The organism is Streptomyces sp. NPDC050636, assembly GCF_040654775.1.
In the GTDB taxonomy this organism is placed as follows: domain Bacteria; phylum Actinomycetota; class Actinomycetes; order Streptomycetales; family Streptomycetaceae; genus Streptomyces.
Genome location: NZ_JBFAIP010000004.1, coordinates 22,000 through 41,184, shown reverse-complemented (window position 1 = coordinate 41,184; position 19,185 = coordinate 22,000). Strand labels below are relative to the sequence as shown.

Sequence of the window (19,185 nt, the reverse complement as noted above, 5' to 3'; positions counted from 1 at the left end):
CTGCGCCCAATGAGCGCCCTGAACCTCGATGACTTCGCCCACTTGATCGAGCGCCCCGATGGCGGCGTGCGCCGTGACGCCGAGGAGCGGCGGGCACGGCTGGCCGTGCCGCCGGGTGCGCTCGGCCGGCTCGACGAGCTGGGCGAGTGGCTGGCCGCCGCGCAGGAGCGGGTGCCCGTGCAGCCCGTCGAGCGGCCCCGGCTGCTGCTGTTCGCCGGTGATCACGGGGTGGCGGAACTGGGCGTCTCGGCCCGGCCGGCCGGGGGCACCAAGGACCTGGTGCGGGCCGTGCTGGACGGGGTGAGCCCGGCCGCGGTGCTGGCGCGCGGCGCCGGGGCGCAGGTGCGGGTCGTGGACATGGCGGTCGACTGCGATCCGGAGGAGCTGCCCGAGGAGGTCACCCGGCACCGGGTGCGGCGGGGTTCGGGGCGGATCGACATCGAGGACGCGCTGACCGCCGAGGAGGCCGAGGCGGCGTTCCGGGCCGGGATGGCCATCGCGGACGAGGAGGCGGACGCCGGCACGGATCTGGTGGTGCTGGGCGATCTGAGCGTCGGCGGCACGACGGCGGCGAGCACGCTGATCGCCGCGCTGTGCGGGACGGATGCCTCGGTGGTCACCGGGCGGGGCGGTGCGCGGATCGACGATCTGGCGTGGATGCGCAAGTGCGCGGCGGTCCGGGACGCACTGCGGCGGGCCCGGCCGGTGCTCGGCGACCAGTTGGAGCTGCTGGCCGCGACGGGCGGCGCGGATCTGACGGCGATGACCGGTTTCCTGCTGCAGAGCGCGGTGCGTCATACGCCGGTGATCCTGGACGGGGTGGTCTCGGCGGCCTGTGCGCTGGTGGCGCAGCGGGTGGCGTTCCGGGCGCCGGACTGGTGGCTGGCCGGGCAGGCGAGCGGCGAGCCGGCGCAGGCGAAGGCTCTGGACCGGATCGCGCTCAACCCTCTGCTCGACCACGGCGTCACTGCTGGTGAGGGGACAGGGGCGCTGCTGGCTCTGCCATTGGTGCAGGCGGCCGCGGCCCTGGCGGCAGAACTGCCCGTACGCGACTGAGCGGCGCCGACCGGTAGCGGTCGGCGGCCGGTCGGAGTGATCGGAAGAGCGCTGGTGGCAACACCTTTACGTCTCGTGGGTAACACCCGTTTCGCGGGTCACACCGCGACGTAACGCTCATTCCGGACCGTCCGCGACGCCCCATAAGATCACGCTTTATGGGAGAAGTCGCTTGAGTCCGGATGAAGACCGCCCCCGCGGCCCATGGTCACAGCGCGGTGCCGCGTTCGGTGTCTGGTATCTGCGCATCGTCACCTTCGTGAACCTCCTGAGTGCGGTCTGGGTGTCGTTCGGCAATGACATCCGCCGGCACAACATCGAGGAGTTCTTCACCCCGTATCTGCTCACCGCGGGCTTCGCATCCGGCGCCTTCTCGCTGTTCCTGTCGGTCACCCTGCGGCGGCGCAAGCGCGCGGCGTGGATTCTGAATCTGCTGCTGTCCGGACTGCTTCTGCTGCTGTTCGCTTTTGTGCTGGCGGCCGCGCCGGAGTTCCGGGGGCAGGCGCAGAACTGGGTGTCGCTGGCGCTGACGCTGCTGTTCTTCGTGTCGCTGGTCGTCGGACGCCGGGAGTTCTACGCGAAGGGCGACCGCTCCAATCCGAAGCTGGCCGCGGTCACCGCCGCCGGCGGGCTGCTGGTCGCCTCGCTGCTGGCAGCGCTGCTGGTCACTGCCACCAATACGGCCCAGGACGCGTCCGCCGAGTCGGCTGCGCCGGCAACGTTCATGCAGCGCTGGCGCTACGGCGTGATGCGACTGGTGTCACTGGCCGCCGACGACCGCGCGTTCCCCGGGATCGACACCCCGAACTGGGTCAATGTCGCCATCAACGTGTTGAGCGCGGCGCTGCTGGTGGCCGTGCTGTGGGCGGCGTTCCGGTCCGTACGCAGCACCGACCCGATCACCGCGGACGACGAGGAGCGGCTGCGGGCCCTCCTGGTGCGGCACGGCGACCGTGATTCGCTGGGCTACTTCGCGCTGCGCCGCGACAAGAGCGTCATCTTCTCCCCCAGCGGGAAGGCCGCGGTCACATACCGCGTCGTCGGCGGGGTGTCGCTGGCCTCCGCCGACCCGCTGGGCGATCCCGAGGCCTGGCCCGGCGCCATCGAGCAGTGGCTGGCCGAGGCCCGTGCGCACGGCTGGGCGCCGGCCGTGATGGGGGCGAGTGAGGAGGGCGGCACGATCTACGCCCGGCACGGCCTGGACGCCCTGGAGCTCGGCGACGAAGCGATCGTGGAAACCGAGGAGTTCACGCTGGGCGGCCGCGCGATGCGTACCGTCCGGCAGGCGTACAACCGGGTCCAGCGGGCCGGCTACACCGTCCGTATCCGGCGCCACGAGGACATTCCGGCGCCGGAGCTGGACCGGCTGCTGCGGCTGGCCGACGACTGGCGCGACGGGGAGACCGAGCGCGGCTTCTCCATGGCGCTCGGCCGGCTCGGCGACCCCGGGGACGGACGGTGCGTGATGCTCGAATGCACCGACGAGAAGGGCGAGTTGCGCGCGCTGCTCAGCTTTGTCCCCTGGGGTGCGAAGGGGCTGTCGCTGGATCTGATGCGGCGCGACCGGGATTCCGAGAACGGCCTGATGGAGTTCATGGTCCTGGAGATGATCCAGCGCGCGAAAGAGGTGGAGATCACTCAGATCTCGCTGAACTTCGCGATGTTCCGCTCCGTCTTCGAACGTGGATCGCGGCTCGGCGCGGGCCCGGTGCTGCGCCTGTGGCGCTCGCTGCTCAGCTTCTTCTCACGGTGGTGGCAGATCGAATCGCTCTATCGCGCCAATGCGAAATACCGCCCTATTTGGGAACCCCGGTACATGCTCTTCGAAAAGAGCACCGATTTGCTGCGTATCGGAATAGCTGCCGCCCGCGCCGAGGGATTCCTCGAAGCACCCGGTCTGCCGAAATGGCTGAACCGCAAGCACCTGGAGAACGTGAGATGACTGAGCGCGGGGCGGGGCGGCGGGAGGTGGCGCCGCCGGGACGGCGGAGGGTACCCGTCCTGCGTCGCGCCGCGCGGGCCGAGTGGGGCCCGCTCCTGCGGACGGTGCGGTCCGCGCTGGTCACGGAGAAACTGCGGGCGATCCCGGTGACCCTCGCCGCGGTGTGCCTGACCTCGGCCTTCCAGCTCGTACAGAATCAGTCCTGGGGTTATCAGCCGGTCCAGAACATCGGATCCGTGCAGGCCGACGAGCACATCTGGCTGGCGCTGCTGCGCACTCCGCTGTCGCTTTTCGTGCCCGCGCTGGATCTGCCGGTCTGGGGCGCGCTGGCGCAGATCCTCGTGGTCTTCGGTATCGCCGAGATCTGTGTGGGCTGGCGGCTGATGATGGTGGTCGCTTACGTCGCCACACTCGCCGGGACGATGTACGCCCGGATCGGCATCTGGATCGGCCCTGACAGCCCCATCGGGCTGCCCGACTCGGATGCGTATGTCATCGACACCGGCCCGTCGGCGGCCGTGGTGGGTCTCGCCGTCTTCGTGAGCTGGCGCTATCGCGCCTGGCTGACATGTGCGCTGGTGGTGGCCTCGATGGTCTTCGAGGTGGTGTTCATCAAGAACAACCTGGCAGGCAAGGAACATGTCGCGGCGGTGCTGGTGGTGCTGGTGCTGTGCGCGGTGTGGCAGCTCGTGCAGCGCAAGCCGCGGGACGCGCAGCGCGTCAGCGGCTGGGAGCACCGCCGATGACGCGCTCGACCTTGCGGCGGAGCCCCGACCAGCGGCGGTCGTGGCGGTACGCGCGGACCGTCGCGCGGGCCCGCGCCTTGGGGCGGTTACGGTAGAAGCGCCTGGCCCAGGGCGAATTGGGCCGGGCCAGCCGGACGGCGCCGAAGAGCGCGACGAACGGCACGAGCACCCCGACCACGGCGATCCGGCCCTTCCCCTTGATGAGCGCGATCACCGCGAGGAGGAAGTTGACGCCGACGGTCTGGACGACCGTGAAGCGGTCGCGGGACTCGTCCGGACGCAGCTCATTGACGCCGAACGGCAGAAAGCCGCCGAGGATCAGGGCGACCAGCGCGGCGGTGAGAATGACGATCTCGACGCTCTTGGCACCCTCCTCGGTCCAGTACACGTCGTCCAGATGGACGATCAGCGCGAACTCGTCCAGCACCAGGCCGACACCCATCCCGAAGAGCACGGCCGCCAGGCCGGAGCCGAAGCCGCGGCCACCGCCGGCGAGGGCGATGAACCCCCCGACGACCATCAGGACCACGCCGGGGACGACATGGTGGACATGTGTGCCGCCCGAGGTGATGTCGCGGAACGGGCCCTTGCCCGCACGGATGAGCCGGGTGATCGCACGGGTGACGAGGAAGGTCAGCACGAACGCCGCCAGGGCGAGCAGCAGCGGCAGCTTCCCCGGCTCGATGATGTTGCGGTACCACCAGTGGCCCATCCCGCATGCTCCCCATGTGTCGCGTCAGTCGTCAGGGCAATGCCGTAGGGACAATTACGCACCATCCGGGCGATCAGGGGCGGCAAGGGAACGCCGTGGGGACCGCGTTAGCCTGCCGCGGTGAACGACACCCCCGCCGAGTCCCGGCCCCCGACCCCCGCCGACGCCCTGCGTTTCGCCTTCGGGACGCTGACCGTGCTCCCCGTACGCGTAGGCCGCTGGGACCAGGCGACGGCCCGCGGCGGGATGCTCTGCGCGCCGCTGGCCGGGCTGGTCGTCGGCCTGTGCGCGGCGGCGCTCGGCGGGGTGCTGCTCCTGCTCGGCGGCGGCCCGCTGCTGGCCGCGGTCGCCAGCGCCGCGGTGCCCGCCGCGCTCACCCGCGGGCTGCATCTGGACGGGCTCGCCGACACCGCGGACGGCCTGGGCAGCGGCAAGCCCGCTGAGGACGCGCTGCGCATCATGAAGCAGTCCGACATCGGACCGTTCGGGGTCATCACGCTGCTGTTCACCCTGCTGGCCCAAGTAGCCGCGCTGTACGAGCTGTACGCGGACGGCTGGGCGCGCGGCGCTCTGGCGGCCGCCGTCGCGGCGGTCACGGCGCGTTGCGCGCTGACCCTCGCCTCGCGCGCGGGGGTGCCGGCCGCCCGCCCGGAGGGGCTGGGCGCGGCGGTCGCCGGCACCGTTCCTGTGCGCGCGGCGCTCCTCTGTGCGGCGCTGGTGGTCGCCCTGTGCGCCGCCGCGGGAGCCGTGTTCACCCCGTCCGGAGCATCCGGTGCGCTGCACGCCGGACTGGCGGCAGTGGCCGGCCTCGGGCTCGCCGAACTGGTGCTGCGGCACTGCCGGCGGCGGTTCGGCGGGGTGACCGGCGATGTGTTCGGCGCACTCGCGGAGAGCGCCGGACTGACCGCGCTGATCGTGCTCGCGCTTGGCTGAACCGGATGCCGCACGGACCCCAACCCCCTTGCCATGATGGCTGATTGAGGACCATTCACCGGCGTTTCGGGCCACCCGCCGACACCGCGTCACCGACCCGTACGCCATCAGGCAGGGCCTCGCGGCGCCGCCGAGCGTAGGCTCGGCCGCAGCAGCGCCCAAGGCGCAAAACGGATTCCCGGACGGAACAGGACCCTTATCACCGTGACTGCACTGACCCTCAGTACTTCTTCCGCCTCAACGTTGCGTGCGGACGCCGTCGTCGTCGGCGTGGCCAAGGGCGCCAAGGGCGTCGTCGTGGCCCCCGGCGCGGAGGCCGTGGACAAGGCCTTCGGCGGCAAGCTCGCCGCGGTGCTGGAGACCCTCGGCGCGAGTGGTGCCGAGGGCGAGGTGACCAAGCTTCCCGCCGCCGACGGCCTGAAGGCGCCGGTCGTGCTGGCGGTCGGCCTCGGCGACGCCCCGGCCAAGGGCGACGGCTACGACAGCGAGGCGCTGCGGCGCGCCGCGGGCAGCGCCGCCCGCGCGCTGCACGGCACCAAGAAGGCCGGCTTCGCACTGCCCGTGGAGGACGCCGAGGCGGCCGCCGCGGTCTCGGAGGGCGCGCTGCTCGGCGCGTACTCCTTCACCGCGTACCGCAGCAACGGCAACGGCGCGAAGAACGCCAAGGACGCGAAGAAGGGCAAGGACGCCAAGACGCCGCTGGCGGAGGTCGCGATCCTCGGCGGCAAGCCGCGCGACAAGGACTTCAAGGCCGCCGCAGAGCGCGCGCAGGCGCTGACCGCGGAGATCAACCGCGCCCGCGACCTGATCAACATGCCCTCCAACGACCTCGACCCGAAGTCCTTCGCGACGCAGGCGCAGGCCGCCGCCAAGGAGTTCGGCCTCAAGGTCGAGGTGCTGGACGAGAAGGCGCTCAAGAAGGGCGGCTTCGGCGGCCTGATGGGCGTCGGCCAGGGCTCGGAGGCCCCGCCGCGGCTGGTGCGGATCGCGCACACACACGCCAAGGCGAAGAAGACCCTGGCACTGGTCGGCAAGGGCATCACCTACGACTCGGGCGGCATCTCGCTCAAGCCGGCCGGCCACAACGAGACCATGAAGTGCGACATGAGCGGCGCCGCCGCGGTGTTCGCCGCGGTCGTCGCCGCCGCCAGGCTCGGCCTTGAGGTGAATGTCACGGGCTGGCTGGCACTCGCCGAGAACATGCCGTCGGGCAACGCCACCCGTCCCGGTGACGTACTGACCATGTACAGCGGCAAGACGGTCGAGGTGCTCAACACCGACGCCGAGGGCCGGCTGGTGCTGGCCGACGCGCTGACCCGCGCCTCGGAGGAGAAGCCGGACGCGATCGTCGACGTGGCGACGCTGACCGGTGCGATGGTGCTGGCGCTGGGCAACCGCACCTTCGGGATCATGGCCAACGACGACGCCTTCCGTACCTCGATCCACGAGATCGCGGAGGAGGTCGGCGAGCAGTCCTGGCCGATGCCGATGCCGTCCGAACTGCGCAAGGGCATGGACTCGCCGATCGCCGACATCGCCAACATGGGCGAACGGATGGGCGGCGGCCTGGTCGCCGGACTCTTCCTGAAGGAGTTCGTCGGCGAGGGCATCGCCTGGGCACACCTGGACATCGCGGGCCCGGCCTTCCACGAGGGCTCGCCCTGGGGCTACACGCCCAAGGGCGGCACCGGCTCCGCCGTACGCACCCTGGTACGGCTCGCCGAGCGCACCGCCGCGGGCGACCTCGGCTGACGCCGTTCCCGTCTCGCCTGATTTGTCCGTACGGCCCCGAGCTCACCGCCCGGGGCCGTCGGTGTGATTTTCGCCGTACGTTCGCCCACAACGAAATCCGTACGTGATCCGTACGCGCGTACGCACCGGTAACCCCCTTGGGGCGCCTGATCAGCCGCCCCACAGCCCGGCCCGCCGTCCCGCCTCCGTTCAACAAGTGCGAAGATGGGTTCTCGGCAGGACAGGGCCCCCCTTACCCAGGGCCGAAGTTAAAGCGGCCGAACAACAGCCGCCGCCCGGTCATCGGAGACCGGCTCCGGCGTACCCATGCATGGAGGACGTGACGTGGCGAACGACGCCAGCACCGTTTTCGACCTAGTGATCCTCGGAGGCGGTAGCGGTGGTTACGCCGCTGCCCTGCGCGGGGCCCAGCTGGGCCTGGACGTCGCCCTGATCGAGAAGAGCAAGCTCGGCGGCACCTGCCTGCACAACGGCTGCATCCCCACCAAGGCTCTGCTGCACGCCGGCGAGATCGCCGATCAGGCCCGTGAGGCCGAGCAGTTCGGCGTCAAGGCCACCTTCGAGGGCATCGACATCAACGCCGTCCACAAGTACAAGGACGACGTGATCTCCGGCCTCTACAAGGGCCTGCAGGGCCTTGTCGCGTCCCGCAAGGTGACGTACATCGAGGGCGAGGGCCGCCTCTCCTCCCCGACTTCCGTCGACGTCAACGGCCAGCGTGTCCAGGGCCGCCACGTCCTGCTGGCGACCGGCTCCGTGCCGAAGTCGCTGCCGGGCCTGGAGATCGACGGCAACCGCATCATCTCCTCGGACCACGCGCTCAAGCTCGACCGCGTGCCGAAGTCCGCGATCGTGCTGGGCGGCGGCGTCATCGGCGTCGAGTTCGCCTCCGCATGGAAGTCCTTCGGCACCGACGTCACCATCGTCGAGGGCCTCAAGCACCTCGTCCCGGTCGAGGACGAGAACAGCTCCAAGCTGCTGGAGCGCGCGTTCCGCAAGCGCGGCATCAAGTTCAACCTCGGCACCTTCTTCGACAAGGCCGAGTACACGCAGGACGGCGTCCGCGTCACCCTGGCCGACGGCAAGACCTTCGAGGCCGAGGTGCTGCTGGTCGCGATCGGCCGCGGGCCGGTCTCCCAGGGCCTGGGCTACGAGGAGCAGGGCGTCGCGACGGACCGCGGCTACGTTCTGGTCGACGAGTACATGCAGACCAACGTGCCGACCATCTCGGCCGTCGGTGACCTCGTCCCGACCCTCCAGCTCGCGCACGTCGGCTTCGCCGAGGGCATGCTGGTGGCGGAGCGGCTGGCCGGTCTCAAGACCGTGCCGATCGACTACGACGGTGTGCCGCGCGTGACGTACTGCCACCCCGAGGTCGCTTCGGTGGGTATCACCGAGGCGAAGGCGAAGGAGCTGTACGGCGCCGACAAGGTCGTCGCTCTCAAGTACAACCTCGCGGGCAACGGCAAGAGCAAGATCCTCAAGACCACGGGCGAGATCAAGCTCGTCCAGGTCAAGGACGGTGCCGTGGTCGGCGTCCACATGGTCGGTGACCGTATGGGCGAGCAGGTCGGTGAGGCCCAGCTGGTCTACAACTGGGAGGCTCTGCCGGCCGAGGTTGCGCAGCTGATTCACGCGCACCCGACGCAGAACGAGGCTCTCGGCGAGGCCCACCTGGCCCTGGCCGGCAAGCCCCTCCACTCCCACGACTGACCCCAGTCCCGGGCGCGACCACATCCGCACATTCGATAGGAGCAACTGAAACCATGGCGGTTTCCGTAACCCTGCCGGCGCTCGGCGAGAGCGTCACCGAGGGCACCGTCACCCGCTGGCTCAAGGCCGAGGGTGAGCGCGTAGAGGCCGACGAGCCGTTGCTCGAAGTGTCGACCGACAAGGTCGACACCGAGATCCCGGCACCGGCCGCCGGCGTTCTGGCCTCCATCAAGGTGGCCGAGGACGAGACCGTGGAGGTCGGCGCCGAGCTGGCCATCATCGACGACGGCACCGGTGCGCCGGCTGCCGCTCCGGCTCCGGCCGCCGCCGAGGCGCCCGCCCCGGCCGCCCAGCCGCAGCCCGAGCCGGCCCCGGCTCCGGCGCCCGCCCCGGCCGCCGCCCCCGCCGGTGGCGCCCAGGGCACCGATGTCGTACTCCCCGCGCTGGGCGAGAGCGTCACCGAGGGCACCGTCACCCGCTGGCTGAAGGAGGTCGGCGAGGAGGTCCAGGCCGACGAGCCGCTGCTGGAGGTCTCCACCGACAAGGTCGACACCGAGATCCCGGCCCCGGTTTCCGGTGTGCTGCTGGAGATCGCCGTCGGCGAGGACGAGACCGCCGAGGTCGGCGCCAAGCTCGCCGTCATCGGCGCTGCTGGTGCCGCCCCGGCCGCCGCTCCGGCCCCGGCCGCCCCGGCGCCTGCTCCGGCCCCCGAGCCCGCCCCGGCTCCGGCGCCCGCCCCGGCCCCGGCCCCCGCGCCGGTCGCCGCCCCGGCGGCGCCCGTGGCTCCGGCTCCGGCCCCCGCGCCGGCTCCGGCCGCGCCGGCCCCCGTCACCCCGGCTCCCGCCGCGGGTGAGGGCGCGTACGTCACTCCGCTGGTGCGCAAGCTCGCCGCGGAGAGCGGCGTCGACCTCGCCGCGGTCAAGGGCACCGGTGTCGGTGGCCGGGTCCGCAAGCAGGACGTCATCGCCGCCGCGGAGGCCGCCAAGGCCGCCGCGCCGGCCGCCGCCCCTGCCGCGGTCTCCAAGGCCCCCGCTCTGGAGGTCTCCCCGCTGCGCGGTCAGACCATCAAGATGCCGCGGATGCGCAAGGTCATCGGCGACAACATGATGAAGGCCCTGCACGGCCAGGCGCAGCTGACCTCCGTGGTCGAGGTGGACATCACCAAGATCATGCGGATGCGCAACAAGGCCAAGGACACCTTCGCGCAGCGTGAGGGCGTCAAGCTCTCCCCGATGCCGTTCTTCGTCAAGGCCGCTGTCCAGGCGCTGAAGGCCCACCCGGTCGTCAACGCCCGGATCAACGAGGACGAGGGCACCATCACCTACTTCGACACCGAGAACGTCGGTATCGCGGTGGACGCGGAGAAGGGCCTGATGACCCCGGTCATCAAGGACGCGGGCGACCTGAACATCGCCGGTATCGCCCGTAAGACGGCGGACCTGGCGGGCAAGGTCCGCGCGAACAAGATCACGCCGGACGAGCTGTCCGGTGCGACCTTCACCATCAGCAACACCGGCTCGCGCGGCGCCCTGTTCGACACGGTCATCGTGCCCCCGAACCAGGTCGGCATCCTGGGCATCGGTGCCACCGTCAAGCGCCCGGTGGTCATCAACCACCCGGAGCTCGGCGAGACCATCGCGGTGCGCGACATGACCTACCTCGCGCTCTCCTACGACCACCGTCTGGTGGACGGCGCCGACGCCGCCCGCTACCTGACCACGGTCAAGCAGATCCTGGAGGCCGCCGAGTTCGAGACCGAGATCGGTCTCTGAGTCCGGTAGGCACGCAGCAGCAGTAGGTGTGCAAGGGGTCGGCCCCGGTTCGTACGGAATCCCGTACGAACCGGGGCCGGCCCTTTCGCGCATCCCGGTACCGGGCGGGCCCCTTGGGGCATCCCGGATAATGGCTCTCTCCCTTCATGGTCCTCTTCTCACCACCCGCTCTGAAGGAGCACCTCATGACCCCGCCCGTCGTCCATTCGCTGCGCGAGCAGATCCGCGAGCACATCCTTGAGGGGATCGTCAGCGGCCGCTGGCAGCCGGGCGAGCGGATCGTGGAGCGGCGGATCGCGGTCGAGCTGGAGGTCAGTCAGACGCCGGTACGCGAGGCGCTGCGGGAGCTGGAGTCGCTGCAACTGATCGAGTCGGCGCCGAACAAGGGCGTCCGGGTACGGAATCTGACCGCGGACGACCTGAAGGAGAGTTACCCGGTGCGGGCCGGTCTGGAGCAGGTGGCCGCGGAGCTGGCGGCCGGCCGGCTGGCGGAGGACACCGCGGCCCTGGAGCGCGAGGTGGCGTCCCTGCGGGAGGCCGACCGGGCGGGCGACGGGGAGGCGCAGGTGCGGCACACGGTGGCCTTCCACCGCGAGATCGTGCGGGCGGCCGGGAACTCCGTACTGCTGCACACCTGGGAGTCGCTGGGCATCGAGGTCTGGACGACGCTCTCGATCCGCTGGTTCAGCCCGGAGCAGCGCTCGCACGCGCAGGACCACCAGGAGCTCGTGGACGCCTTCCGGCGACGCGACCCGAAGATCGGCACCTTGCTCAAGGCACACGTGCTGAGCTGCGCACCTAGGGTCTGAGAGGGCGAGGAAGGGGGGTTCCGCGAGGGCGCGGAACCCCCCCTTCTCCATGTGGCACGGGGTGCCCAAAAAGACGGCACCCCGTGCCGACCTGCGGTTATTCGCCCGGCGAGCGTTGATCGATCATCGATCAGAGGCGTATCGTCTTCCGTCGGGGCGCGACACCCCTGCCTGCCAGCACCCACTCGCACTCCCCGACCAACCCGTCCGGAAAGGGGCCACCCATGCCCGATCCCGTGCGCATGCCGTACAGCCAGCTCGACCAGCTCCCGGACCGGGACCCCGAGGAGACCGCCGAGTGGCGCGAATCGCTTGACGCCGTCACCAAGGCCGCGGGCCCGCACCGCACCGCGTATCTGATGCGCCGTGCCCTGGAGCACACCGGTGCCCCCGGGCTCGCGCCCTTGGAGACGGACTACGTCAACTCCATCCCGACCCCCGCCGAACCCGGCTTCCCGGGCGACGAGGCGATGGAAGCGCGGATCACCGCCTGGAACCGCTGGAACGCCGCGGCCATGGTGACCCGCGGTTCGCGCTTCGGCGTCGGCGGCCACATCGCCACCTTCGCGTCCGCCGCCTGGCTGTACGAGACGGGCTTCAACCACTTCTTCCGCGGCAAGGAGGGCGACGGCAGCGGCGACCAGCTCTACATCCAGGGCCACGCCTCGCCCGGCATCTACGCCCGCGCCTTCCTCGACGGCCGCCTCACCGAGGAGCACCTCGACAACTTCCGCCAGGAGGCCGGCGGCAAGGGCCTGCCCTCCTACCCGCACCCGCGGCGCCTGCCCTGGCTGTGGGAGTTCCCGACCGTCTCCATGGGCCTCGGCCCGCTGTCGGCGATCTACCAGGCGCGCTTCAACCGCTACCTCCAGGGCCGCGGCATCAAGGACACCGCCAACTCGCACGTCTGGGCGTTCCTGGGCGACGGCGAGATGGACGAGCCCGAGTCGACCGCGGCACTGGCGCTGGCCGGCCGTGAGGGCCTGGACAACCTGACCTTCGTCATCAACTGCAACCTGCAGCGCCTCGACGGTCCGGTCCGTGCCAACTTCAAGATCGTGCAGGAGCTGGAGGCGCAGTTCCGCGCGGCCGGCTGGAACGTCGTCAAATCGCTGTGGGGCTCCGCCTGGGACGAGCTGTTCCAGCTCGACACCACCGGCGCGCTGGTCCGCCGCCTGCGCGAGGTGCCGGACGCCCAGTTCCAGACATACGCCACCCGCGACATCGCCTACATCCGCGAGCACTTCTTCGGCGCCGGGCCGGCCCTCGTCGAGATGGCGAAGGTGCTGACCGACGCGAAGATCGCCGAGTGTTTCCACACCTCCCGCGGCGGCCACGAGGCCCGCAAGGTGTACGCGGCGTACAAGGCGGCCGTGGAGTTCAAGGGCGCGCCGACCGTGATCCTCGCGCAGACCGTCAAGGGCTACACCCTGGGCGCCGGCTTCGAGTCCAAGAACGCCAACCACCAGATGAAGAAGCTCTCGGGCAAGGAGTTCCGCGCCATGCGCGACCTGCTCGACCTTCCCATCCCGGACGCCAAGCTGGACGAGGACCTGGTCCCCTACGGCCACCCGGGCGCCGACTCCCCCGAGGTCCGTTACCTCCAAGAGCGCCGCGCCGCCCTCGGTGGCCCGGCCCCGGCCCGCCGCCTCCACGCCTCGGCCGCACTGCCCCAGCCCGAGGAGCGCGCCTTCAAGGCGCTGTACAAGGGATCCGGCAAGCAGGAGATGGCCACCACCATGGCCTTCGTCCGCCTCGCCAAGGACCTGATGCGGGACAAGGAGACCGGCAAGCGCTGGGTGCCGATCGTGCCGGACGAGGCCCGTACCTTCGGTATGGAGTCGCTCTTCCCGTCGGCCGGCATCTACTCGCCCAAGGGCCAGACGTACGAGCCGGTCGACCGTGACCAGTTGATGTACTACAAGGAAGCCACCGACGGTCAGATCCTCAACGAGGGCATCACCGAGGCCGGCGCCATGGCCGACTTCATCGCCGCCGCCACGTCCTACGCGACGCACGGCGAGCCGATGATCCCCTTCTACATCTTCTACTCGATGTTCGGCTGGCAGCGCACCGCCGACCAGATGTGGCAGCTCGCCGACCAGCTCGGCAAGGGCTTCATCGTCGGCGCCACCGCGGGCCGTACCACCCTGACCGGTGAGGGCCTGCAGCACGCCGACGGCCACTCACACCTGATCGCGTCCACGAACCCGGCGTCGCTCAACTACGACCCGGCCTTCGCATACGAGATCGCGGTGATCGTCAAGGACGGTCTGCGCCGGATGTACGGCCCGACGGCTGACTCCCCCACCGGCGAGAACGTCTTCTACTACCTCACCGTCTACAACGAGCCCAAGCCGCAGCCGGCCATGCCGGACGGCGTCGAACAGGGCATCATCAAGGGCCTGTACCGCTTCAAGGAGGCCGAGGGCGCCACCGACAAGGCTCCGCGCACCCAGCTGCTGGCCTCCGGCACCGCGATCCACTGGGCACTGGAGGCACAGCGGATCCTCGCCGAGGAGTGGGACGTGGCCGCCGATGTCTGGTCCGCGACCTCCTGGGGCGAGCTGCGCCGCGACGCCCTGGAGTGCGACGCCGCCCGGCTCGATGGCGAGGACCGGATCCCGTACGTCACCCGCGCGCTGGCCGGCGCCCCCGGCCCGGTCGTCGCGGTCAGCGACTGGATGCGGGCGGTCCCGGACCAGATCGCCCCGTGGGTCGAGCAGGACTGGGTCTCCATCGGCACCGACGGCTTCGGCCTCTCCGACACCCGCGAGGCGGCCCGCCGGCACTTCGGCGTCGACCCGCAGTCGGTGGTCGTCCACACCCTGGCGGCGCTCGCCCGGCGCGGCGAGGTCAAGCCGGAGGCGGTGAAGGAGGCCCGGGAGCGGTACGGGCTGTGAGGCGGAGCGAAGAGCTCTGCCACCCGTGAGACGTGGGCGGCGCCGGCCGACACCGGGCGCCGCCCGCCCCTTAGGAGCCGCCGCGCCGGGGCACCGTCAAGCCCCCTTCAGCGGCGCTCTCATCACTCCCGTGCGGAGGCCGCCTTCCCGCGCCCGGGGCCTCCGCACGGGGCCTGACCGTGGTCCGGTGTCTCCGGCGGGGTTCCCCGTCGGAGGCCGGGCAGAAGGAGAGTTTCGCCCAGCTGTACCGGGCGGCCGGGTGCGGTGGGATTTCACCCTGGCCGTGCCCGGCGCCCTTGCGCACCGGGCGTTGTCAGTGGGGCCCGGCATGATGGGTTCATGCGTGCTGCCCGGCTGATCAAGATGGTGTTGCTGCTCCAGTCGCGGCCGTCGATGACGGCCGCCGAGCTGGCACGCGATCTGGAGGTCTCGGAGCGTACGGTCGCCCGGGACGTCCTCTCCCTGTCCGAGGCCGGCGTCCCCGTGTACGCGGACCGCGGCCGGGCCGGCGGCTACCGCCTGATCGGGGGCTACCGCACCCGGCTCACCGGCCTCGGCCGCAGCGAGGCGGAGGCGCTCTTCCTGTCCGGAGTGCCCTCCGCCCTCCGTGAGATGGGCCTTGCGGACGCCGCGTCCGCCGCCCGGCTCAAGGTGTCCGCGGCGCTGCTGCCCGAGTTGCGGGACGCCGCGGCGGGCGCCGCCCAGCGCTTCCATCTCGACGCGCCCGCTTGGTATCAGGAACCCGAGACACCCGCCCTGCTGCCCGCCATCGCCGACGCGGTCTGGGACGACCGCCTCCTGACCGCCCGCTATCGCCGCAACAACACCGAGGTGGAGCGGGAGTTGGAGCCGTACGGCCTCGTGCTGAAGGCGGGAGTCTGGTATCTGGCGGCGCGCGCGACAGAGGCAGCAGACACGGCAGGCCCGGCAGCCGCGACGGGGGGACGGCGCGATGCGCCTTTCTCAGGGGCGGTGGCCGGGGCCGGACGGCGGGCGAGCCACCGGGTGTATCGGGTCGACCGGTTCGTCGCCGTCGACCCGGCCCAGGACCGCTTCAGCCGCGACGGCTCCTTCGACCTGCCCGCGTTCTGGGAGGAGCGAGCCGAGGAGTTCGCGCGCTCGCTCCTGCGCGATGAGGTCGTGGTCCGGCTGTCCGCGCGCGGCGTACGGCAGCTGCCGTACGTCACCGACCGGGCGGCCGCCCAGGAGGCAGTGGCGAAGGCGGGCCCGCCCGACGACCACGGCCGAATAACCGTCACCCTGGCCGTGGAGTCCGCCGAGGTCGCTTACGCGCAGCTGCTGGCGCTCGGTCCCGAGGGCGAGGTGCTGGCGCCCGCCGAACTGCGCGAGCGGTTCGCGGCGGGAGCCCGCCGGACGGCCGCGCTCTACGGCGGAGGCGCGCCCTGAGGCCCGCCTCCCGGTAGCGGACGACCAGTTGCCCGCTACCGGTGATCCACTACCGGTAGTCCGCCACGCTCGCGTCCTTCCCTCCGAAGACCACGTCCTCGAAGTAGCCGAAGGCATCGGGCCGTGAGCCGTCCATGTCGGTGAAGTCGTAGACCTTCGCCAGCTGGCCACTGGAGAGCGACTGGCCGCTCCAGCGCTCCTTGGCGGGGTCGGCGGCCAGTGCCGTCACGGCGCGGGCGACGAGTGCCGGCGACTCGGAGACCGCGAAGTGCGGGCTCTCGGCCACCGCGTCACGCCAGGTCTCCTCCGTCACGCCGAAGGTGTCGAGCATCTCCTCGGACCGCAGGAATCCGGGGGTGAGCGAGACGGCCGTGCCGCCGTGCTCCTTCAGCTCGGCGGCGAGACCGAAGGCGATACGGTGCGGGGCGTTCTTGGTGAGGTCGAAGCAGAGGTTGTCCCGGTAGGTCCGGTTGAAGGCGTCGGTGCCGTCCGTGACCTCGACGACCAGGCCGCCGGGCCGCCTGATCAGCAGCGGCAGCGCGTAGTGGCTGGTGATGACGTGTGTGTCGACGCCGAGGCGGAACATCCGCAGCCCCTTGTCCAGATCGAGGTCCCAGAGCCTGGTGTTGAACTCGATCAGCCGGTCGCCGCCCCAGACGCTGTTGACCAGCACATCCAGCCGGCCCTGCTCCCGGTCGATGCGCTCGGTCAACGCCTTGACCTGCGCCGGTTCCAGATGGTCCGTCGGTACGGCGATCCCGGTGCCGCCCGCCTCGGTCACCAGCTCCGCGGTCTGCTCGATCGTCTCCGTGGGCCGGCCGACCTCGCTGACCCGCTCGCGCGTCGTCCGCCCGGTCACATACACCAGGGCACCGGCCCGTCCCAGTTCCACGGCCATCGCCCGGCCCGCACCCCGGGTCGCCCCGGCGACCAGCACCACCCGCCCCGTCAGATCGGCCGGTCCCCCACGCCCCGACCGTCCCATGTGCCCCGACCGCTCAGCCTGTTCCACGCGTTCCGCCCGTTCCTCGTGTCCCGCCTGGTCCGCTCGTGCTGTCACGTCCGCCACTCCTCTTGCAGCTGCCTCACATCCGTACGCCGCGACCCTGACAGCGAAACCGGACACCTCCTGTCTGCTTAAGAGGCCTCTCGCACGACGGATTACGGATGGAACCGATGGAGCGGATGGAGCGGATGGAAGGGATCATGGACGGCGACAGGCGGCGACAGACGGCGGCAGACAGCGGCAGACAGCGGCAGACGGCAGAGCGTCAAGGCCCCGGACAGGCCACGGAAACCGGACCACCAGATCAAGGAACCGAACGCCCTCCGAGAGCCGCAGCTCACCGACCGAACGCCCCCTGAAGCCGCGCCTCACGACCCCATGGCCCGTACCCTCCCGCCCGCCCGCAGCCACCCCGTGACCTCGGCCTGGGCATGCTGCGGCGCCGGTACGGCGAGCGTGCCTTCGTCGGTGGTGGCCCGTACCCCGCCGGTGGCGTCGATGCCGCCGACCTCCGGGCTGCCCGCCGCGAGCAGGTACCACGTTCCCGACTTCGCCTGCCAGTGGATGTCGCCGACAACCGGGCGGCCGAAGCGGCTGCAGGCGGCGGTGTCCGTGGCGTGTCCGGCGATCCGGCCGGGCTCGGCCGCGCGGGCGGCGGGCGGCTGGAGCTGCACCGTGACCCGGCCGGGGCCGCTCCAGGTGTCGGCGCGGGTGCAGACCCACTCCGCGCTGCCGCCGTCCTCCGGAAGGCTCTGCCGCGCAAACGCCCAGTTGTCGACGGACCGTACGCCCGCACCGCGCAGCGAGCGCAGCGAGCAGGCCGTACGGGCCCAGCTCTGCAGCGCCGGGGCGCCGGCCACGCCACCCGAGGAGGTGAGGCGGACCGGCGCGAGATCCCCGAGGTCGGTCACCAGGAAGGTGTCGCCCGCCGTGATCCGCTGCGAGGCGTGGAACTGGGTCACCGGCCACTGCCCGCAGGCGGCGCCCGCCTCGGGCGGGGTCGGCACCCGGTTGGTGACCCCGTCCGGGGCGAGGCGCAGCGGGCGCGCCGGGGTGCCGGGCGCGAGCAGGTCCCGGGTCGCGGCATGAGCGACCCACGGCGCGACCAGATAGCGCATCCAGCCGGCGCCGCGGCCGATCACCAGCGCGCCGGCGGTCGTCATATCCGCGTCGTCGACGCGCGCGAAGTGCAGTGTCGGCGTGGCGTCCGCAGGCTCCGCGTAGCGCACCAGCCGCCCGCCGTCGTGGAAGACCGCCACCATGACGTTGTCGATCAGGCCCGCGTACAGCAGCCGGGGCGGCTGGTCCGGTGGCCGGGTGGACGTACCGGCGGACGCGACGATCCGCGCGTCGGCGGGCGGCGCCGCCCAGACCCGCAGCGCCCGCCCCAGCAGCTCCTGGTCACCGGCCTGCCGGCCGCGGGCGGGCCAGGCGGTGAAGTCGACGCGTGCGGTGTCGGCCCACCGCTCGTTGGGGGCGCGCAGCAACCGGGCCGGGTCCAGGGCCTGCTGCGCGGCGGTGGCGGGCCCCGATCCGCCGGCCGGCGGGTCCGCGTCGCCACCCGGCACGCCGGCCACCACCGCGCCGACCACCAGCACGGCGGCCACCACGACCGCCGTCCGCACCCGCTGCCGGCGGCGCAGCAGGTCCGTCGGCCGGGTCTGCACCGTGCACGGGTCGAACTCCCCCGAGTTCAGCAGTGCCGCGGCGCCCGCGCCGACCGTCCGGTCCAGCTGCCCGGCCGCCACCTGCGCCGCGTCCGGGTCCGCGACACCGGCCGCCGCCAGCACGCCGCGGGCCACGTCCCTGTCCAGCCCCTCCAGATGCCACAGCCCGACGGCGGCCCGCACCGGGGCCGGGACGGCGGACAGCGCCTGGTCCAGGGCGAGTTCATCGGCGCCGCCGGCCCGGGGGAAGAGCCGCAGCCCCCAGACGACGGGCACGGAGGGCAGCAGTACGGCGGGCTGCTGCGGCCGCCCCTCGTAGGAGAGCGCCAACCGCAGGGTGCGCAGCCGTACGAGGCCGTAGCCGCGCTCGGCCGCCGGGCCGCGTTGGGCCGGCAGCCTGCGGATCCGCCTGCGCAGCCGGGCCCGTGGCAGCGCCCGCTGAACCAGGCCGTGCGCGATGAGGACCCGGCGGTGACGGCCCATCGACGGGGGCAGTACGAGGTAGGCCAGGCGGACCAGCCGTGAATAGTGTTCAACGATGGCTGCCTCTGCCCGTTCGACATCGGCGCGGGTGCGTTCGTCCATGGGCATGGCCTGAAACAGCCCTTCACAAAGTGGGGATCTGCCGGGTTTTGCACGCCTTCCAACGAATGATTCCTGGGGCGGTCACCCGGCTGGTCCGCACGGTGCTCGCCGGCGGATCATCCGTCCCGATCCGGCGGATCACCGGTCCGCATAACGACCGCGTCGCATCTGGGGTACTCCGC

13 protein-coding genes are annotated in these 19,185 nt (G+C 71.6%); 10 read left to right on the top strand and 3 right to left on the bottom strand.

What is annotated here, in order from left to right; genetic code table 11:
• Nucleotides 1-9: 9 nt before the first annotated feature.
• The 3 genes from cobT to AB0I10_RS06135 all read left to right on the top strand — a co-directional run bounded on the left by cobT (nucleotide 10) and on the right by AB0I10_RS06135 (nucleotide 3,744).
• Complete coding sequence (gene cobT, locus AB0I10_RS06145) at nucleotides 10-1,056, top strand: nicotinate-nucleotide--dimethylbenzimidazole phosphoribosyltransferase (protein WP_363151128.1); 1,047 nt, start codon at nucleotides 10-12, stop codon at nucleotides 1,054-1,056.
• 172 nt (nucleotides 1,057-1,228) lie between these two features.
• Entirely contained in the window at nucleotides 1,229-2,998 is a 1,770-nt protein-coding gene (locus AB0I10_RS06140) for a phosphatidylglycerol lysyltransferase domain-containing protein (RefSeq protein WP_363151127.1), read from the top strand.
• Nucleotides 2,995-3,744 (top strand): hypothetical protein, encoded by a 750-nt coding sequence (locus AB0I10_RS06135; protein ID WP_363151126.1) that lies wholly within the window; start codon nucleotides 2,995-2,997, stop codon nucleotides 3,742-3,744. The genes AB0I10_RS06140 and AB0I10_RS06135 overlap by 4 nt, the downstream gene beginning before the upstream one ends.
• On the opposite strand, the gene AB0I10_RS06130 is transcribed toward AB0I10_RS06135, so the two are convergent.
• A complete protein-coding gene (locus tag AB0I10_RS06130) occupies nucleotides 3,719-4,456 on the bottom strand; it encodes a hypothetical protein (protein ID WP_363151125.1) in 738 nt (245 codons plus the stop codon). The genes AB0I10_RS06135 and AB0I10_RS06130 overlap by 26 nt on opposite strands.
• Nucleotides 4,457-4,576: 120 nt before the next feature.
• On the opposite strand from AB0I10_RS06130, the gene AB0I10_RS06125 reads away from it, so the two are divergent.
• The 7 genes from AB0I10_RS06125 to AB0I10_RS06095 all read left to right on the top strand — a co-directional run bounded on the left by AB0I10_RS06125 (nucleotide 4,577) and on the right by AB0I10_RS06095 (nucleotide 15,745).
• Nucleotides 4,577-5,389 (top strand): adenosylcobinamide-GDP ribazoletransferase, encoded by an 813-nt coding sequence (locus AB0I10_RS06125; RefSeq protein WP_363151124.1) that lies wholly within the window; start codon nucleotides 4,577-4,579, stop codon nucleotides 5,387-5,389.
• 204 nt (nucleotides 5,390-5,593) lie between these two features.
• Entirely contained in the window at nucleotides 5,594-7,141 is a 1,548-nt protein-coding gene (locus tag AB0I10_RS06120; protein WP_363151123.1) for a leucyl aminopeptidase, read from the top strand.
• 324 nt (nucleotides 7,142-7,465) lie between these two features.
• Nucleotides 7,466-8,854, top strand: coding sequence for a dihydrolipoyl dehydrogenase (gene lpdA, locus AB0I10_RS06115; protein WP_363151122.1), 1,389 nt, complete (start codon nucleotides 7,466-7,468; stop codon nucleotides 8,852-8,854).
• A 53-nt stretch (nucleotides 8,855-8,907) separates the two neighbouring features.
• Nucleotides 8,908-10,626, top strand: a complete 1,719-nt coding sequence (gene sucB, locus AB0I10_RS06110) for a 2-oxoglutarate dehydrogenase, E2 component, dihydrolipoamide succinyltransferase (RefSeq protein ID WP_363151121.1) — start codon at nucleotides 8,908-8,910, stop codon at nucleotides 10,624-10,626.
• Between the two features lie 185 nt (nucleotides 10,627-10,811).
• Nucleotides 10,812-11,435 carry a GntR family transcriptional regulator gene (locus AB0I10_RS06105; RefSeq protein WP_363151120.1) on the top strand — a complete coding sequence of 208 codons (624 nt, stop codon included), beginning with the start codon at nucleotides 10,812-10,814 and terminating at the stop codon, nucleotides 11,433-11,435.
• 224 nt (nucleotides 11,436-11,659) lie between these two features.
• A complete protein-coding gene (aceE, locus tag AB0I10_RS06100; protein ID WP_363151119.1) occupies nucleotides 11,660-14,338 on the top strand; it encodes a pyruvate dehydrogenase (acetyl-transferring), homodimeric type in 2,679 nt (892 codons plus the stop codon).
• 339 nt (nucleotides 14,339-14,677) lie between these two features.
• Complete coding sequence (locus AB0I10_RS06095) at nucleotides 14,678-15,745, top strand: WYL domain-containing protein (RefSeq protein ID WP_363151118.1); 1,068 nt, start codon at nucleotides 14,678-14,680, stop codon at nucleotides 15,743-15,745.
• 49 nt (nucleotides 15,746-15,794) lie between these two features.
• Here AB0I10_RS06095 and AB0I10_RS06090 read toward each other — a convergent pair whose 3' ends face one another.
• Nucleotides 15,795-16,730 carry an SDR family oxidoreductase gene (locus tag AB0I10_RS06090; RefSeq protein WP_363151322.1) on the bottom strand — a complete coding sequence of 312 codons (936 nt, stop codon included), beginning with the start codon at nucleotides 16,728-16,730 and terminating at the stop codon, nucleotides 15,795-15,797.
• A 389-nt stretch (nucleotides 16,731-17,119) separates the two neighbouring features.
• Entirely contained in the window at nucleotides 17,120-19,003 is a 1,884-nt protein-coding gene (locus tag AB0I10_RS06085) for a hypothetical protein (RefSeq protein ID WP_363151117.1), read from the bottom strand.
• Nucleotides 19,004-19,185: the final 182 nt, after the last annotated feature.

Excerpts from the sequence above, each read along its gene's own strand:
- aceE (WP_363151119.1), top strand. The coding sequence starts at position 11,660 with ATGCCCGATCCCGTGCGCATGCCGTACAGCCAGCTCGACCAGCTCCCG.
- cobT (WP_363151128.1), top strand. The coding sequence starts at position 10 with ATGAGCGCCCTGAACCTCGATGACTTCGCCCACTTGATCGAGCGCCCC.
- AB0I10_RS06090 (WP_363151322.1), bottom strand. The coding sequence starts at position 16,730 with ATGGGACGGTCGGGGCGTGGGGGACCGGCCGATCTGACGGGGCGGGTG.
- AB0I10_RS06105 (WP_363151120.1), top strand. The coding sequence starts at position 10,812 with ATGACCCCGCCCGTCGTCCATTCGCTGCGCGAGCAGATCCGCGAGCAC.
- AB0I10_RS06085 (WP_363151117.1), bottom strand. The coding sequence starts at position 19,003 with ATGGACGAACGCACCCGCGCCGATGTCGAACGGGCAGAGGCAGCCATC.
- AB0I10_RS06095 (WP_363151118.1), top strand. The coding sequence starts at position 14,678 with ATGCGTGCTGCCCGGCTGATCAAGATGGTGTTGCTGCTCCAGTCGCGG.
- AB0I10_RS06130 (WP_363151125.1), bottom strand. The coding sequence starts at position 4,456 with ATGGGCCACTGGTGGTACCGCAACATCATCGAGCCGGGGAAGCTGCCG.
- AB0I10_RS06135 (WP_363151126.1), top strand. The coding sequence starts at position 2,995 with ATGACTGAGCGCGGGGCGGGGCGGCGGGAGGTGGCGCCGCCGGGACGG.
- sucB (WP_363151121.1), top strand. The coding sequence starts at position 8,908 with ATGGCGGTTTCCGTAACCCTGCCGGCGCTCGGCGAGAGCGTCACCGAG.